The sequence below is a fragment of the Salinisphaera sp. T31B1 genome (assembly GCF_040361275.1).
Classification (GTDB): domain Bacteria; phylum Pseudomonadota; class Gammaproteobacteria; order Nevskiales; family Salinisphaeraceae; genus Salinisphaera.
This window is the reverse complement of the sequence record NZ_APNH01000001.1, coordinates 492,688-509,329: the sequence shown is the minus strand read 5'-3', so window position 1 is coordinate 509,329 and position 16,642 is coordinate 492,688. Positions and strand designations below refer to the sequence as shown.

General features: G+C 66.1%; 15 protein-coding genes. 9 read left to right on the top strand and 6 right to left on the bottom strand.

Going from position 1 to position 16,642, the window contains the following annotated elements:
- Positions 1 to 18: 18 nt before the first annotated feature.
- Genes T31B1_RS02310 through T31B1_RS02300 form a run of 3 tightly spaced genes read right to left on the bottom strand, consistent with a single transcriptional unit; the run spans position 19 to position 2,500 of the window.
- Positions 19 to 1,083 (bottom strand): phosphotransferase family protein, encoded by a 1,065-nt coding sequence (locus T31B1_RS02310; protein WP_353247844.1) that lies wholly within the window; start codon positions 1,081 to 1,083, stop codon positions 19 to 21.
- Positions 1,080 to 1,805 (bottom strand): TetR/AcrR family transcriptional regulator, encoded by a 726-nt coding sequence (locus T31B1_RS02305; RefSeq protein ID WP_353247843.1) that lies wholly within the window; start codon positions 1,803 to 1,805, stop codon positions 1,080 to 1,082. The genes T31B1_RS02310 and T31B1_RS02305 overlap by 4 nt, the downstream gene beginning before the upstream one ends.
- Entirely contained in the window at positions 1,802 to 2,500 is a 699-nt protein-coding gene (locus tag T31B1_RS02300; RefSeq protein ID WP_353247842.1) for a histidine phosphatase family protein, read from the bottom strand. Before T31B1_RS02300 ends, T31B1_RS02305 begins: the two co-directional genes overlap by 4 nt.
- 101 nt (positions 2,501 to 2,601) lie before the next feature.
- Between T31B1_RS02300 and T31B1_RS02295 the strand changes: the two genes are divergently transcribed.
- Entirely contained in the window at positions 2,602 to 3,429 is an 828-nt protein-coding gene (locus tag T31B1_RS02295) for an SDR family oxidoreductase (protein WP_353247841.1), read from the top strand.
- A 28-nt stretch (positions 3,430 to 3,457) separates the two neighbouring features.
- On the top strand, positions 3,458 to 4,519 hold the full coding sequence (locus T31B1_RS02290) for a saccharopine dehydrogenase family protein (RefSeq protein ID WP_353247840.1): 1,062 nt from the start codon (positions 3,458 to 3,460) through the stop codon (positions 4,517 to 4,519).
- A 90-nt stretch (positions 4,520 to 4,609) separates the two neighbouring features.
- Here T31B1_RS02290 and T31B1_RS02285 read toward each other — a convergent pair whose 3' ends face one another.
- A complete protein-coding gene (locus tag T31B1_RS02285; RefSeq protein ID WP_353247839.1) occupies positions 4,610 to 5,437 on the bottom strand; it encodes a M90 family metallopeptidase in 828 nt (275 codons plus the stop codon).
- A 48-nt stretch (positions 5,438 to 5,485) separates the two neighbouring features.
- On the opposite strand from T31B1_RS02285, the gene T31B1_RS02280 reads away from it, so the two are divergent.
- Positions 5,486 to 6,079, top strand: a complete 594-nt coding sequence (locus T31B1_RS02280; RefSeq protein ID WP_353247838.1) for a hypothetical protein — start codon at positions 5,486 to 5,488, stop codon at positions 6,077 to 6,079.
- A gap of 7 nt (positions 6,080 to 6,086) precedes the next feature.
- Here the strand turns inward: T31B1_RS02280 and T31B1_RS02275 are convergent, their stop codons facing one another.
- Complete coding sequence (locus T31B1_RS02275; RefSeq protein WP_353247837.1) at positions 6,087 to 6,977, bottom strand: 5'-nucleotidase; 891 nt, start codon at positions 6,975 to 6,977, stop codon at positions 6,087 to 6,089.
- 226 nt (positions 6,978 to 7,203) lie between these two features.
- On the opposite strand from T31B1_RS02275, the gene T31B1_RS02270 reads away from it, so the two are divergent.
- The 6 genes from T31B1_RS02270 to T31B1_RS02245 all read left to right on the top strand — a co-directional run bounded on the left by T31B1_RS02270 (position 7,204) and on the right by T31B1_RS02245 (position 15,363).
- On the top strand, positions 7,204 to 8,637 hold the full coding sequence (locus T31B1_RS02270) for a DcaP family trimeric outer membrane transporter (protein WP_353247836.1): 1,434 nt from the start codon (positions 7,204 to 7,206) through the stop codon (positions 8,635 to 8,637).
- A gap of 117 nt (positions 8,638 to 8,754) precedes the next feature.
- Positions 8,755 to 10,539 (top strand): tetratricopeptide repeat-containing sulfotransferase family protein, encoded by a 1,785-nt coding sequence (locus T31B1_RS02265; RefSeq protein ID WP_353247835.1) that lies wholly within the window; start codon positions 8,755 to 8,757, stop codon positions 10,537 to 10,539.
- On the top strand, positions 10,536 to 11,561 hold the full coding sequence (locus T31B1_RS02260) for a ligase-associated DNA damage response exonuclease (protein ID WP_353247834.1): 1,026 nt from the start codon (positions 10,536 to 10,538) through the stop codon (positions 11,559 to 11,561). Before T31B1_RS02265 ends, T31B1_RS02260 begins: the two co-directional genes overlap by 4 nt.
- Positions 11,562 to 11,748: 187 nt before the next feature.
- Positions 11,749 to 13,236, top strand: a complete 1,488-nt coding sequence (locus tag T31B1_RS02255; protein WP_353247833.1) for a patatin-like phospholipase family protein — start codon at positions 11,749 to 11,751, stop codon at positions 13,234 to 13,236.
- Positions 13,233 to 14,273: an ion transporter gene (locus T31B1_RS02250; RefSeq protein WP_353247832.1), complete on the top strand. Its 1,041-nt coding sequence runs from the start codon at positions 13,233 to 13,235 to the stop codon at positions 14,271 to 14,273. The genes T31B1_RS02255 and T31B1_RS02250 overlap by 4 nt, the downstream gene beginning before the upstream one ends.
- A gap of 37 nt (positions 14,274 to 14,310) precedes the next feature.
- Positions 14,311 to 15,363, top strand: coding sequence for a DUF302 domain-containing protein (locus tag T31B1_RS02245; RefSeq protein ID WP_353247831.1), 1,053 nt, complete (start codon positions 14,311 to 14,313; stop codon positions 15,361 to 15,363).
- Here the strand turns inward: T31B1_RS02245 and T31B1_RS02240 are convergent.
- A complete protein-coding gene (locus T31B1_RS02240; RefSeq protein ID WP_353247830.1) occupies positions 15,360 to 16,640 on the bottom strand; it encodes an outer membrane protein assembly factor BamB family protein in 1,281 nt (426 codons plus the stop codon). The two genes, T31B1_RS02245 and T31B1_RS02240, sit on opposite strands and share 4 nt — an antisense overlap.
- Positions 16,641 to 16,642: the final 2 nt, after the last annotated feature.

Genomic DNA, 16,642 nt, shown 5'->3' with positions numbered 1-16,642 from the left:
TCGGCACGCAGGAATCGTTCAGCTGTCGCGGATCACGCGCTCGCACTGGTCGGCGAGTACGCGTACGGAATCGCCGAACGACTTGAAGCGTTCGTCGGTCGTCTTGCCCTCGACATAACGCTTGTAGATCTGCTGCAGGATCGCGGCCAGACGAAACAGCCCGAACACCTGGTAGAACGGCCAGTCGTCGATCGTCTGGCCGGTGGCCTCGCGGTAGCGTTCGAGCATCTCGTCGCGGGTGAGCATGCCGGGCAGCTGGGTCGGACCCATACGAATGGCCCGCAGGGGCTCCGGGTCGTCGGCCTGCACCCAGTAGGCCATCGAGCAGCCGAAATCCATCACCGGGTCGCCGAGCGTGGCCATTTCCCAGTCGAGCACGCCGATGATGCGCGTCAAGTCCGTATCGAAGACCACGTTGTCGAGCTTGTAGTCGTTATGGATGATCGCGGTGCGCGTCACGTCGGGGATGCGTGCGGCCAGCCAGTCCATGATCGCCGTGCATTCCGGTACGTCCTCGGTGCGCGCATTGCGATAGCGCTTGTTCCAGCCGGTGATCTGGCGCTGGATATACCCTTCGGGCTTGCCGAAATCACGCATGCCGGCGGCATCGATATCGGTTGTGTGCAGCGCGGCCTGGACATCGAGCAGCTGCTCGCAGAGCCGGGTGGCGCCGGCCGGCGACAGGACCACATCGTCCGGCAGGTCGCGACGTACGATCGTCCCCCGCAATCGCTCCATGACATAGAACTCGGCGCCGATCACCGATTCGTCGGTGCAGTGGATGACTGGCCGGGGCGCGTAGTCGTAAACCCCGTGCAGGCGCGAGAGCACGCCATACTCACGGCCCATGTCGTGGGCCGAGGCCACCTGACTGCCGAACGGCGGCCGACGCAGTACGTATTCATCGCCGTCGACCTGCAGCAGGTAGGTCAGGTTCGACGCGCCGCCGGGAAACTGGGCGATCTCGATGACACCCTCGGCGGGCACCAGCGACGGCGCATGGTCGCGGCAATAGGCCGTCAGTGCCTGGGCATCGATGGCCTCGCCCTCGCGGATATCGCGGGCCTGGTCGATCGCGGTCATGAGTCGTTCTCCGTGGCCAAGGGCCGGGCCAGCGCCGGCTCTATCGTATGGGTGATCAACGCAGCGTAACGGGTCAGGGTGAGCCCGCGCTCACGGTGCTTGCCATGCTTGAGATACCAGTCCTGCAACATGGCCTTGATCAGACCGGCCGCGACCGCGGCATCGCAGTCGCCATAAACGCCGGCCTGCTGGCCGGCGCGGATGATGTCGCTGAAGATATCTTCCGAGGCCCGCTCCATGGCCACGGCCTCGCGTCGTTCGTCGGCGGCCAGATGGTGGGCTTCCATATAGAGAAAGAAGAACCACTCACGCAGGGCCTCGGTGATCATCAGATGCGCCTGGATCGCGCGCGCCAAGCGCTCGCGTGGGTCGTCGAGATCGGCCAGCGCGGTCTGCATGGTCTCGCCCAGCGTGAGCGCGATACGTCGCTGGATCAGGCGCGCCAGTTCATCCTTGTTGCCGATATAGGCATACAAGCCGCCGAGCGACAGTCCGCTGGCCCGTGCCAGCTCGCGCAGGGTCATGGCGGCAAAGCCCTTGCGATTGGCCAGCCGCAAGGTCGATTCGATGATGCGGGCAAGGTTGTCGGCGGCCACGTCGGGGCTGCGCACCGAAATCTGGCCCTCTCGGGCGGCCACGATGCGACGACACAGCGACGGCGTATCCAGGCCATGCGCACGAACGAATGCCGCCTGGGCCGTATCCGGCGCCATTTCGGTCATCGGAAGGTCACCAGGGCGGCGTCGCCGGCCCGGCGCTGGGCCGAAATATCGTTGAAACCGAGCAGCCGCCAACCGTCCCGGGTCGAGCGCAGGTCGGTAACGGCGGCGTTGTAGAGGCTCCAGTTCAGCTCGAGGGTGGTGGTATCCGGGATGCCCAGCGCCGTGCCTACGGCGACCGCGATCGGCCCGCCGGAGGAGAACACGGCAAACCGTGTATCGCGCGGATAGTCGTCGTGCAGGCGGGCCAGGGCGGCGCTTACGCGTGCCTTGAATGCGGCCCACGGCTCGAAGTCGCCCTCACCCGTGTGGCCGGCCAGCCACCGGCGCATCACCTGTTCGAAAGCACGCTGAAACAACCGACGGTCGGTGTGCAGTTCGTCGCGGCGGGCCGCGAGATCGGGGTGTTCGTCGAGTACGCCAGGCAGATAAGCCCCGAACAGGGCGTCGGCATCGTATTCGTCGAAGCCGGGGTCCACATACGGCTCGCCGGACGCGCCGAGCCGCTCGGCGGCCAGGCGCGCGGTATGCTGTTGTCGCCGCGGCCGGCCCGAGATCCAGGCATCGAAGCTCAGGCCGTGGTCGGCCAGCTGTGCGCCCACCAGGCGGGCCTGGCGCTGGCCGATCGCCGACAGCCGGTCATAATCGTCGGTGCCGAATCGGGCCTGACCGTGGCGGATGAGCAGAAGCTGCGACATGGCGCGACTATAGGCAGGCCCGGTCAAGGCGGTCAACGTCAAACGGACGTTCGTTCGGTATGCTGGGCGATCACACTTTTTCAGGCTCGGGGGAGCGGCAAATGGCAGGCAAGGGCGGACAGGACCGGTTCGAGCACAAACGTATTGCGATCACGGGCGCGGGCAGCGGCCTCGGGCGCGAGCTCGCCCTGTCGTTCGCGCGCGACGGCTGGCGGGTGGCAGTCACCGATATCCAGACCGGCCGTGCACGACGGGTGGCCGGGGAGGTCAACGAGGCCGGCGGCCAGGCGATTGCACAGACGCTAGACACGCGCCGAGACGAGGATTTCGCGGCGTTGTCGAAGCGGCTGGTGGAGGAATGGGACGGCGTGGATGTGTTCGTCAACAATGCGGGTGTTTCCAGTGCCGGCACGGTGGTCGAGACCGCGATCGAGGACTGGGACTGGATGCTCGATATCAATCTGATGGGCACGGTCCGCGGCGCGCGTGCCATGTTGCCGCTGCTGCGCCGGTCGCGTGGTCATCTGGTCAACACCGCTTCGTTTGCCGCAATCGCCAATGCCCCGGGCATGGCCGCCTACAACGTCGCCAAGGCGGGTGTGCTGTCGCTGTCGGAATCGATACGCGGTGAAGAGCATGCCAACGGCGTGGGCGTCACGGTGGCCTGCCCGGCGTTTTTTGCGACCAATCTGCTGGAGTCTTTCCGGGGTACCAACGATCGGCAGAAAGCCATGGTCAGAAAGCTCATGGAGCGCGCCAAGATCAGCGCCTCCGATGTCGCCGCGGCCATACATCAGGCGGTCATCGACGATCGGTTTCTGGTCATCCCGGGGCGCACAGCCCGCTGGCAGTATCGGATGAAGCGTCTATCGCCCGAGACATTCTTCGACGCCGTGCTCAAGGCCACGCGCTCTTTCAACCGGTCCTGAGTGTTCCGCACGCGCGGGGATCGTTGTCATGGCCGATAAGACCTTCATGATCTACGGTGCCTATGGCTATACGGGCGAGCTGATCGCGCGGCAGGCGGTGGCGCAGGGTATGACGCCGGTGCTGGCCGGGCGTGACGATGACCGGGTGCACGAGCTGGCCCGTTCGCTGGGCCTGACGTCGCGGACCTTCGGCCTGAGCGAGGCCGCCGAGATCACGCCGCATCTGTCCGATATCGATGTGCTGCTGCACTGCGCGGGCCCGTTCTCGGCCACGGCGCCGCAGATGATCGCGGCCTGTATCCATACCGGAACCCACTACCTGGATATCGCCGGCGAGATCGACGTGTTCGAACATGCCTTTTCGCGCGATGGGGATGCTCGTTCAGCCGGCGTCGCCCTGTGCTGCGGGGCGGGCTTCGACGTGGTGCCCACCGATTGTGTGGCGGCCTATCTGCATGCGGCGCTGCCCGATGCGTGTCGTCTTGCGCTGGGTTTCGATTCGCGCACCGGCCTGTCGCCCGGTACGGCGCGTACCACGGTCGAGGCGCTGGCCGAGGGCGGGCGTGTGCGCCGTGACGACGAATTGACAGAGATCGCATGGGCCGAAGGCGTGCGTACCATAGATTTCGGCGCTGGCCCGAAGCAGGCCGCCTGTGTGCCCTGGGGCGATATAGCCACCGCCTGGCGTACCACCGGTATCGGTGATATCGCGGTCTATATCCCGGTGTCGCCGGCACGTATCCGTCAGCTGCGCCGGCTCGACCGCATAGGCCCGCTGGTCGCCCTGGGCCCGGTCCAGCGCTGGCTCAAATGGCGCGCCGGTCGCATCGTCGGGCCGGATGCCACCCGCCGCGAGCACACCGAGACACATGTCTGGGGCGAGGTCGTCAATGCCGCGGGCGAGCGTCGGGTCGCCCGGCTGACGGTCGCCAATGGTTATACGGTTACCGTCCACGCGAGTCTGGCCATGGTCGGGCATCTGTTCGAACACGCGCCCAGCCCGGGTACCTATACACCGTCGCAGCTGGCCGGCCGGACGCTGGCCGAGCGGCTGCCGGGCAGCGGTCAGGTCGTGATCGACGATCACTGAACAGGCTGAGTCGGCGGGTATCGGCTCGGTCGCGACACTTGAGCCGGCATATCGTATGCGGTCCGGTGCAGCGCAGCCGACCGCGATTGGCTAGCCATGGACATCCGGGCCGGCAAGAAAGCGGGGCGAACAGGCGGCGGTATCCAGATCGAAGTACGCGGCCATCACGGCATGGAGTGCCGGGTGTGCGCGCGCCAGATCGGCACCGCGCTGGAAGAAGGCCTCCACGGCCACGGCAAAGAATTCGGTCGGGCTCTGTGCGCCGTAGAGGTCGATCACCGGCGAGCCGTCGCGGCGCAGGGTCTCGAACGCCTCGGCGAACGATGAGGACCAGCTGTCGAACCGTGCCATGGGCGGCGCGCCCTCGACGCCGGGGGCGGCAAAATCCAGCAGGTGTGCGAATTCGTGCAACACGACATTGTCGGGGGCGCCGGCCAGCGCCTGTTCGATATCCGCCCAAGACAGGATCACGCGGCCTTCGACCCAGGCCTCGCCCGAGGCCAGCATCGGCAGGTCATCGACCAGACCGTGTTCGTCGGGGGTCTCGCGCGGAATATAGAAGGCGTCCGGGTAGATCAGAATTTCGCCGGGCGGGGTGAACGAATCCGGATGCGCGCCCAGACACAGCATGCTCGCCTGGCCGGCCACCGTCAGCCGCATGGTGCGGGTGATCGCGAGCCCGTCGCAGCCCACGAAACGGACGTCGGCAAGCAGCCGAGCGCTCAGACGCAGCAATTTGTCGTGTTGGCGCGCATCCAGCAGCTCTCGCCAGGGCAGGCGGGCGAGCAGTTCGCGGCGGTCGTCGGCGTCCAGGCGAGCCGGCGGGCGCCAGCGGCGCCGTAGCTGCGGATACGCCATAATCAGGGCCGCCACCGCCAGAGCGCCGGCGATGACCACGAGCGCGCCGAGGCTGTTCATGACAAGGGCCGTATCGGGATGGGCATGCGGCGAAGGGAGCGCGTTTTGATGTCCTGGCTACAGATTCTACAGAGCATTTTCGGCACGGTGATGTCGTTCGTCATCTGGTCGCTGCTGGTGTATCTGTTCTATCTGGCGCGCAACTGGACGCTGGAACGCAAGCTCAAGCAGCTCATCGAGCCGGCGCGCAGCGACCCCGACGAAGATCGTGTACATGTCGTGTGTGCCAACGGCACCGGTGTGCGCGTAACCGTGCGCGACGTGCGGCTGATCACCTCGGGCGACACCCACGTCAGCCTGACTTATCTGGGCGATACCGGCGATGTGATCCGGCCGCGCAAACCCGACGACATCATCGCCCGGCGGCGCAACAAGGTGCTCACCCGACACGAAAAGGCGGGCCAGGTCGAGCGCAATTTCGTGGAGCTGCCGGCCCAGACCGCCGGCATGTGGGCGCTGACGGCCGATCAGGTCGACGATTCGGAATGGCGATTCGTCGAATGCCTGATGGTCATCGACTATCCGACCCTGCTCAATTCAAGAAAGCTGATGACGGTTACCGCCAAGGATCGCATCCTGGAGGACCTCAACGCCGACTTCCGGCAGTACATCGTCTCGCGGGCCGCCCGAAGCCGTAGCTGAGGCGCGGCTACTCGTTGGCCACGCCGTGCGGTACGTGTCCGGCGGCGACCATGGCCGAGGCCTTGCCGATATGACTGGCCTGGTCGTCGAAGAAGATATCCGCGCCGAAAGCGCTCAGAAACGCCGACTTGGTCAAGCCGCCGAGAAACAGCGCTTCATCGATACGGATATGCCAGGCCCGCAATGTACGGATGACCCGTTCATGGGCAGGTGCACTGCGTGAGGTCACCAGCGCGGTGCGAATAGGGCAGTCGGCCGGGTCGAATTCGGCCTGGATACGGGTCAGCGCTTCCAGAAACGCCTTGAACGGGCCACCCGGCAACGGCTCGCCGGCCGAGCTGGCTTCGCTGGCGGTGAATGCAGCCAGCCCCTGCTCCTTGAAGATGCGCTCGGCATCGTCGGAGAACAGCACCGCGTCGCCGTCGAAGGCGATCTTGAGTGCGCCCTCGGCCGCGCTCAGCGAGTGGCCGGGCACGATGGTGGCGGCCGCACAGCCGGCCGACAGCGCTGCGCGCACATCGTCCGGGTCGGCCGAGAGGAACAAATCGCCCCCGAACGCACCCACGTAACGGTAGGGTGATGTGCCGCTGGTGAAGGCCGCGCGGGTGATCGGCAGCTGGTGATGCGCAATGGAGTTGAATACCCGCAGACCGGTATCGGCACTGTTGCGCGACAGCAGGATCACCTCCACCCGCTCGTGCCGATCATCGTTGAGCGCCAGCAGTTTGCGTACGAGACCGAAGGCCACCCCCGGCTCGAGCACGTCCTCTTCGTGTTCGATCTGGTAGGCGCAATAGGCCTCGCGCCCCGATTCCTCGAATACGCGATGACTTTCTTCGAGATCGAACAGCGCCCGGGAGGAAATTCCTACCACCAGTTTGTTGTTTTCTTGGCTCATGGTCGGTTGCCGTGTCGTAATCGCCGCGGTCGGCGCCCTGGCTCGAGTCTTGCAGGCAGTTGCCATGTCGACGCTGCGTTGCTGTTGCCGCTGGCTCGGGCCGCGGTCGACGATTGTTGCATATGTCTGTCCATGGCACCGGGTGCCGTGTTCAGTTACAGTTCACCGAACGGAATCGTGTTGGGGCACGGTTTCGGGGGATTTCAGGTATATCAGGGAGAAAATCATGAGCACGACACCGTTCCGGTCCGCCAGAGTGCGGGCTGCCGTCCGAGGTGTGCTGGGCACCACCATCGCCGTACCGATGCTGTTTTCCGCCATGCCGGCGCTTGCCCAGGGCAGCCAGCAGGATCAGATGCAGCAGCTGCGCGATCAGATTCGCATGCTGCAACAGAAAGTCGACGACATGGCCGCTCAGCAGGATGCGGCCCAGGCCCGTCAGCAGGCCCGCTCCGAAACCGACGCGGCCTCGCAGACCGCGATCGGCCAGGCAGACAAGGAGCCCGCGGACGGCTTCAAGGTCGGCAATACCACCGTCAAGCTCAACGGTTATCTCAAGTTCGACGCGGTCTACGACTTCGAGGACGATCACGGCGCCTCGCTCGGTCCGTCGGACGCGATCGCCACGCTCAATGCCAAAGGCACCGACCACCCCGGTGACGGCAATATCGGCGCGACCGTCAAGCAGACCCGTCTGAAACTGTCCACGACCACCGAAACCGAGACGTTCGGCGAGATCGGCGGCTATATCGAGATGGATTTCTACGGCGACAACTACAGCGACGCGTTCGGCGATGGCCCGGACCCGCGTGTTCGTCGTGCGTATCTGACAGTGGGCAACTTCCTGATCGGCCGCGACTGGTCCACGTTCTCGGACTTCAACTACGGCACCACGCTGAACTTCTACGGCCCGCAGGCTCAGCTGTTCGAGCGTCAGGCTCAGGTGCGCTACACGTTCGACATGAAGGACGCCGGCACGCTCGACGTGGCGCTCGAGACGCCAACCGGTGATGGCGTGGAGAACGGACTGGCGAGCGACGACGGCTCCCCGTACTTCCAGTCGAACCAAACCGGCAACGAGGACTCGCCGCTACCCGATTTCGCGATCCGCTATCAGGGCTCGCAGGGCCCGGTCAGCTTCCAGGTGGCCGGCATCGCGCGCTACCTGAAGGCCGATATCCAGGGTTTCAACGGCGCCGACGACAACGGCAACGACACGACGTTCGGCTGGGGTCTGGATGTGGGTGCGACCTGGTCGCTGCCCACGGGCACGACCCTCATGGGCACCGTGGCCGGTGGTGAAGGCATCGGCAAGTACATCTATGCGCCGGCCGGTGGTGCGGATACCTATATCAATAACAACGGCGAGCTGGAAGCATTCCAGCGCTGGGGTTATATCGCGACGATCTCCCAGGAGCTGACCTCCGAGCTCACGGGCAACGTGATCTGGGGCCAGGCGTTCTCGGAAAACCCGAACAACGTCTCGTATTCGACCGCCGCGTTCCACGACAACTCCGACACGCTCGCGGTCAACCTGCTTTACACGCCGGTCGATCCGTTGACCCTGGGTATCGAATACAACCGGGCGTTCTACGAGCAGCAGGACGGCGTCGACGCCACCGCCCAGAACGTGCAGTTCTCCACGATCTACAACTTCTAGGCGTCATGCGGCGGCCGCGTTCGCGCGGCCGTCCACCGATCGAGGCCCCGGCAATGCCGGGGCCTTTTTTGTGTCCGTCGATCCCTATCGCGCACCGATCGCAGGTAGAGTAACGCCATGACTCGCAAGGCCTCTGTCCGCTCGCACCCCTCGCCCGCTCTGCACCGGGCGCTCGAACTTCACCGCGCCGGGCGGCTCGATGCCGCCGAGGCGGCGTATGCCGCGATCAAGCGCCGCGATGCCGATTATGCCGAGTCGTTGCGGCTGCGCGGGGTGCTTGCCCAGCAACGTCGACAACCGGCGGCCGCGGTGCGTCTGCTGCGCCGCGCCTGCGAACAGCAGCCGGCCAATCCGATCCACCACCACACCCTCGCCGAGGCCCTGCGTGCCAACGGCGACCTGGCGGGGGCCATCGCCAGTTATCGGCGTGCCTGGGCGCTGGCACCGGGCCGCCATGCCACCGGAATCGATCTGGGCGATGTCCAGGCACAGCGCGGCGACGGTGAGGCCGCACTGGCCAGCTATCGGGCGGTGGCCGACGCCGCACCCGATCATGCCCAGGCCAATGAGCGCATCGCCGGCTTGCTGGCCGAGCGAGGCCAGCCCGGGGCGGCGCGCGACCAGCTCGCCCACTGGGCGGCGAATATCGGCGCCGATCGTGCCCAGGCCCATCGTGTAGCGGCGGCCCATGCCGCAATCGGCGATTTCGATACGGCCGCTGCGCGCTATCGTGATCTGCTGGCCGAGGGTGGCGACGACGCCACGGCCTGTGCCGGGCTGGGCAGCGTGTTGCAGAGTCAGGGCGATTTCGCCGGCGCACGCGAATGGCTCGAGCGCGCGCTCGATCTGCGGCCGGATATCGGCTGGGTCTACGCGGCACTGGTCGCCGATCGTGACTATACGATCTCGCCAGCGCGCGAGGCCGACATGCAGCGGCTGGCCGATGCGCCGCAGACCAGCCCGCGATCGCGTATCAGCCTGCATTTTGCGCTCGGCCAGCTGCTCGACCGGCGCGGCGAAACCGAGGCGGCCTTTGCGCATTTCGCGACCGCCAATCGTGCGCACGCCCGCGCCGAACCGTTCGATCAGGCGATCTTCGACGATCGTATGGCGCGGATCATGGCGCAATATACGGCCGGTTTCTTCGAGCGACGGCCGGCGGCCGGGCATGCCTCGGCGCGCCCGGTATTCGTCGTGGGAATGCCGCGTTCAGGGACCAGCCTGGTCGAACAGATCATCGCAAGCCACCCGCAGGCGCATGGGGCCGGCGAACTGGACGATATTCGCCGGATCGCACGTGAGCTGCCGGTCGCGCTCGGCGATCGCCGACGATTTCCCGAATGCGCCGATGCGCTGGCCGATCCGCTGGCCGAGCAGCTTGCGAGCCGGTATCTGGCCACGCTCGAGGCGCTCGATCCGGTCGTCGAACGCGTGACCGACAAGATGCCGTTCAATATGCTCTGGCTTGGTCTGATCGCCCAGCTGTTTCCCAATGCGCGCGTGATCTACTGTCGTCGCGAGCCGATGGACAACTGCCTGTCGTGCTATTTCCAGATCTTCAGCAAGGGGCTGCGCTTTGCCTACGATCTGGGCCATCTCGGCCATGTCTATCGTCAGCATGAACGCCTGATGGCCCATTGGCAGTCGGTGCTGCCACTGCCGATCCTGACGGTGGACTACGAGACCCTGGTCGCCGAGCCCGAGACCCAGAGCCGGCGTCTGATCGATTTCATCGGTCTGGACTGGGACGACCGCTGTCTGGCTTTCCACGAGACCGAGCGCGCTGTCCGTACCGCCAGCGTCTGGCAGGTGCGCCAGCCCGTCTACGCATCGTCGGTGGCGCGCTGGCAGGCCTATGCCGGCCAGCTGGAGCCCTTGCGCAGGGCGCTGGAGCGCGCATGAGCGATCTCATCACGCCGACCGAGCACGGTCTGTACTGTGCGCCCGGGGATTTTCATATCGACCCCTGGCGATCGGTCGACCGGGCGTTGATCACCCACGGTCATGCTGATCATGCACGGGCTGGTCACGGTCACTACTGGGCGGCCCGGCCGGGGCTCGGCATCCTCTATCAGCGGCTGGGCCGCGACATCGCGCTCACCGGTGTGGACTACGGCCAGCCGCTGGATTTCGGCGGGGTGCGCGTGTCTTTCCATCCGGCCGGGCACGTGCTGGGCTCGGCCCAGATCCGTGTCGAGTACGACGGTGAGGTCTGGGTGGCATCCGGCGACTACAAGCGTCAGCCCGATCCGACCTGTGCGGCATTCGAAGTGGTGCCCTGCGATACGTTCATTACCGAAGCGACCTTCGCGCTGCCGGTCTATCGCTGGGACGACACCCCGGCCGTGGCCGCGGATATCCGACACTGGTGGCAGACCAACGCCGAGGCCGGGCGCACCAGCGTGCTGTTCTGCTATTCGCTGGGCAAGGCGCAGCGCCTGCTCGCTGAACTGGCGGGGTTGGCCGACATGCCGGCCGGGGCCATGGCCTATCTGCATGGCGCGCTGGTCCCGTTGACTCGCCTGTATCGCGAGGCCGGCATCGACATGCTGGCCACCGAGCCGGTCAGCGCCTGCGACAAGCGCCACGATTTCGCTCGGGCGCTGGTCATGGCCCCGCCCTCGGCCGCCGGCTCACGTTGGATGCGGCGTTTTCCACGACATTCCACCGGCTTTGCCTCCGGCTGGATGCGGATTCGCGGCAACCGGCGCCGGCGCGGCTACGACCGTGGCTTCGTGTTGTCCGATCATGCCGACTGGCCCGGGCTGATAGACACGATCGAGGCCACCGGCGCGCACCGGGTACTGGCCACGCACGGCCGGACCGATGTGCTCGTGGCCTATCTGCGAGATCGCGGTATCGATGCCGCCCCGCTGGTGACCGAGTATGCCGATACCGCTGAGGCCGAGGCCCGGGCCGATTGAACTCCAGACGCGGCTCGACAATCACGGCCCGGGGCGAGGGTGACGGCATACACGAGGCCTCGGTATGCTGGCCGGCGATCGGAAACCGGCACTGCAGGCGTCATGTTCGACTCCGCTGCCGCCGATACCGGCTGCTGAGGCCGAGGCTTGCCCATTCGGGCGGACGACAGGGTTTGGGGGTATATCCATGAACACGGCGCGCCCTACCGCAACGGCGTTGTCGCGTGCCGACGTCGAACGCGACGAACGCGAGCGGCTGCAGCTCCAGCGTATGGAGCGCGCCCTGGTGCGTGCCTGGCTGGGGGCGCCGTCGGCGATCGCCGATGCCGACTACCAGTGTCTGCGTTATGCCCTGGGTCTGGCCAGACTGCATGTGTTCCGCCCGGCCAGCGGCCAGGATGATGTCACCGTCGACTCCGCCCAGATCGCGCCGCTGCGCGCCTGGCTGCTCGAACATCTATACGACCGGCTGCGCGGTTCGGCGACGGCCGAGGAAAAGCTGGTCTACTGTCTCGAGGCCGTGCCGGGCCTGCGTGCGCGCTGTATCGCGCTGCGGCGCCGGTTGCTGGCCACCCATGGCAACGACTTCGATGCCGCGGCGCTCGACCGCGAGGCCGGCCGCCGGGCCCTGGTCGTGGTTGCCGGTGGGGGCGGCGGGGCCGGCTATGTCTATGCCGGCGCCTTCGCTCGGCTCATGGAAGACAATCTCATTCCGGACTACATCGTGGGCAATTCGATCGGCGCCATCCTGGGCCTGTTTCGTGCCCAGCGACGCCACGGCGATGTCAACGAATACCTGGATTTTGCCCGGCCACTGAAAAACGGCGATATCTTCTCCACCGCGCGTCGGCGTCGCGAGTTCTGTCTGCCGGGGCTGCTGCACCTGCATCTGCGGGCCTTGCACCAGCGCATGTCCACCGGTGATCTGCGCCGGCCCCTGCGGCTCGACGAAATGGAGATCCCGCTGGATCTGATCGTGGCGGGCATTCGCCGACGGCCCTACGAGCGGCTGGCCTCGGATGTACGCGCACCCGAACGTGGCGCCGACCGCTGGCTGCCGATGTGGATGCGTGTGGCCGCACGCTTTACCCGCCTGCTGCAGTTCTTTTCGGCGGATGTGGTCGAGCCGATCGTACTCGGCCGGGATACCGACACCCGGGCAGTGCATGCCGTGGACGCCGCCGGCTTCTCGGCGGCGGTGCCGACGATCCTGCAGTACGAGCCGGGCCCCAGAGCCGGCGTCACGCGCGAGATATTCTCCGAGCTGATGGCCCGACGCGAGCTGGCGGCGATCGTCGACGGCGGTGTAGCCGACAACGTGCCCGCCCGGGCTGCATGGCAGGGCGTGGCCGCCGGGCGGGCCGCCACGGCGACGCGCAATGCCTACTACCTGGCCTTCGACTGTTTCTTTCCCCGGGTGGATGCCAAGAATCTCTGGCTCTGGCCGATCACGCAGACGGTGCAGATGCAGATGCGCATCAATCGAGTGTATGCCGACACGATGGTTCGTTTCGACAAGACCCTGTCGCCTTTGAATATCGTGCCCGGCGGCGAGGCGCTGGATCTGGCCGTCGGCTGGGGATACCGTCAGATGGACGCCCAGATCGACGAGGTGCGCGAGATGCTGCGCCCAGTGGCGCTGACCGGGGCCGATGCGCGGGCGGTGGCCTCGTGAGCCGTCGCGAAAAAGCACCACACGCGCTGGACGCGTTCGATCTGGTCGATCCGAAGCGCAGCCTCGGCGAACGGCTGTTCCTGCTCTGGGATCTGGCCATCATCGTGCTGGTGTCGATCAATCTGGTGCTGATCGTGTTCGACGCTTTGTTCGCGGTCGGCCCGTTGTCGTCGGCCTTCGACGCGCTGTGGCCGGCCGGCCACGACTGGTACGAAAGCCGTATCCACGAAAATTTCGTGACCATCGATCTGATGTTCGTGGCCGTCTTCGTCGCCGATGTGCTGGCCGGCTGGGCGGTGGCGATCTACCAGCAGCGCTACTATCGCTGGTTCTTCTATCCCTTCGCGCGCTGGTACGACGTGCTGGGCTGCGTGCCGGTAGCGGGTTTCCGTTTTCTGCGCATCCTGCGCGTGATCTCGATTCTGATGCGTCTGCAACGCCTGGGCGCGATCGATATCCGCAACTGGGCCGTATACAAGACGGCCATGGTCTACTACGACATCGTCGTTGAAGAGATCTCCGATCGGGTGGTCATCAAGGTGCTGAGCGGCGCCCAGGACGAACTGCAGAGCGGCGGCCGCGAACTGTCCAACCAGGTCGTGCGCGAGGTGATCCAGCCGCGCCAGCAGCGGCTGGTGGCTTCGGCCAGCACCCATATCGAGAACGCCATCATCAGCGCCTACAAGGCCAACCGCGAGCAGCTGCAGGCCTATGTGGCGTCGGTGGTCAATCGCGGGGTGGACAACAACAGCGCGCTGAAGAATCTCGAGCGCGTGCCGATGCTGGGCAGCTTCGTGTCCCGGGCGCTGGACGAGGCGATCACCGATACCGTCAACAATGTGCTCGACGAAGCGGTGGCGGGTCTGTCCTCGGCGGACTTCGACGCGCTGGTCCAGAACATCACCGACAGCGTGATAACCCGCCTGCTGGCCGATGATATCGGCGAGAGCTCGGAGGTGCGCGATGCCGTCGTCGAGATTCTGGACTTGGTCAAGCAGCAGGTCGCGGTCCAGCGCTGGCGCGAGCATTTCGAGTAATCTGAGCAGGTTGTCAGCCACGGTCCGGGAGCGCGCCATGTCGATACGCAGGCCGGGGAGAGTCGCTGCAAGCCTGTTGCTGCTGGCCGGGCTTGCCGTCTTGGCCGGCTGTGACTGGTCTTCGGAACTGGGTGTCGGCAGCGGACACGACGATGGCGTGACCGATACGACCGAGCCGGTGGCCGATACCGATGTCTCGGGGCTTGCGTTGGCCGTATCCGACCGCAGCTTCGACGCGACCCGCGATGCGCTGGTCGCAGCCTACCGCGAGCGCAATCGCTATCTGGCGGATGTGATCGATCACCGCCAGCGCGCAGCCAACGTGACGCTCGAGCTGCGCCCGACCACGGTGTATTTTCTCGACGATCCCAACCGCACCGCGGCACTGGTCGCGGCCGATCCGCGCGTCGGGCTCGACCTGCCGGCACGGATTCTGGTCTATCGCGATGACGACGGCGAAGTGGGCCTGGCGTACAACAGCGGCAATTATCTGGCGGCACGCTTCGATCTCGCCGATGCGGAAGACGGTGCCCTGGACAGCTACGACGACGATCTGCAGGCGCTGGTCGAACAAGCCGCTGACAACGCGGTGGACAATCGCGGGTCGAGTGCGGGCCTGGACGAGGGCGCAGGTATCGTATCGGTGGACAGTCGGGTCGGCTTCGCCGCGACCGTGTCGAATCTGAACACTGCGATCAACGCCGATGCCGACCTGGCCAGCGTGTTCACTGTCGACTTTGCCCAGCGTGCGCTGCAGATCGGGCGTGCGCTCAATCCGAGCACTTTGTTCGTGTTCGGCGACGTCTCGGCGGACTCCCGCCTCATGCAGGCCGGTCAGACCGCAGGCATCGATCTGCCCGAGAAGATGCTGGTGACCCAGGCCGATGACGGTCGGGTCACGATCTACTACGAAAGCCCGCGCTTCGTGGCCGATCGCCACGATATCCAGGGGCAGAGCGATCGTATCGAGGCCATCGCCAACCGGCTGGCAGCGCTTGCCGATACGGCGGCGGGCCGCTCGACGCCCGGGCCGGGCGCAGGGGCCGGCCAGGGCACCGTCCTGACGGCCGGCCCCCAGGCCACACCTTAACGGCCGGCGTCGTCGGCGGGCGTGTTCAGCAGCGCCAGCGGCACGAGATACACATGCTTGTCCTGGGCGGGCACGACCAGATGCTGGCCCACGAGCACCGGCCCGGCGGGAGCCAGCGGCTTGTCGCTGAGCTTGTAGCGCTTGCGCAGCGTGCCGCTGGCCAGATCCACGACCAGGATTTCGCCGGCCGCGTTGACCGCATACACCGTGCCGTCGTGAATGACCACCGGCGCCTTCATCGCACCACTGTCGAGGCGCCATAGACGCGTGCCGTCCAGGGTGAATGCCTGCAGGCTTTTGCTGGTCGGGCTGCCGACCACGACGCGATCCTCGGCGACCACCGGCGCGCCGCTGCGGTTGTTCTTCACCGGTCCGCCGATACCCAGCGACACCTCCCAGCGCCGTTGGCCGGTCGCGGCATCGATCGCATACAGCCGATGATCGAAGCGGTCCGGTCGATCGGTGCCGATCACGCCGGTGGTATAGACGGTATCGCCGGCCACGGCGGGCGGCACGTCGTCCACGCCGCCGATCATGTCCGGGAAATCGCTGTGCCAGACCACGGTCTGTCCGACAGGGTCGATACAAAACAGTCGATACGGATCGCCGCCGCCGACGAACAGCCGGCCCTGTGTATCGAGCGCCGGCGAGGACATGCTCACGAACGATCCCAAGCGAATCAGGCCCAGCTGGCGCCCGGTATTCAGGTCCAGTACATGGACGGCCCGGTCACCGGTGGCCGCGTAGACCCTACCCTGGTCGATCACGGGGGTGGGCATGACTTCGCCGATGGTGCGATAGCGCCAGCGTACGGTGCCATCGTCCAGATCCAGTGCGATCACGCCGGAGGCCCCGGTGCCGCGTACGTAGTTGACCTCGTTCGGATCATCGTCGGAGGGGAAATAGCGATTGCCGTAGCCGACGACGCCGATCTTGCCGGCCCACACGATCTCCGAGTGCACCCAGTTGGGTGCATTCAGCGACCAGCGATCGGTGCCGGTGGCCGGATCGATACGCTGGAGCGCACCGGCCAGATGGTTGCCGACCAGCAGGTCGCCGTCGTAGACGGTGGGCGTCGCGCGCACCTCGTCAGGCGTGGGGAGCGCGCTCACGCGGTCGGTCGGGGCGGCGAGCTGGGTATCGACCACGGCATTGCGATCGGCCCCGTCGCGATACTGCAGCCAGTCCGCCCGGGCCGGTACGGCGAGTGCAAGCCCAATGAGCAACAGGCCGATAAACTGCAGGCGGCAAGACAACACTAACGACCGTAAAAACATCA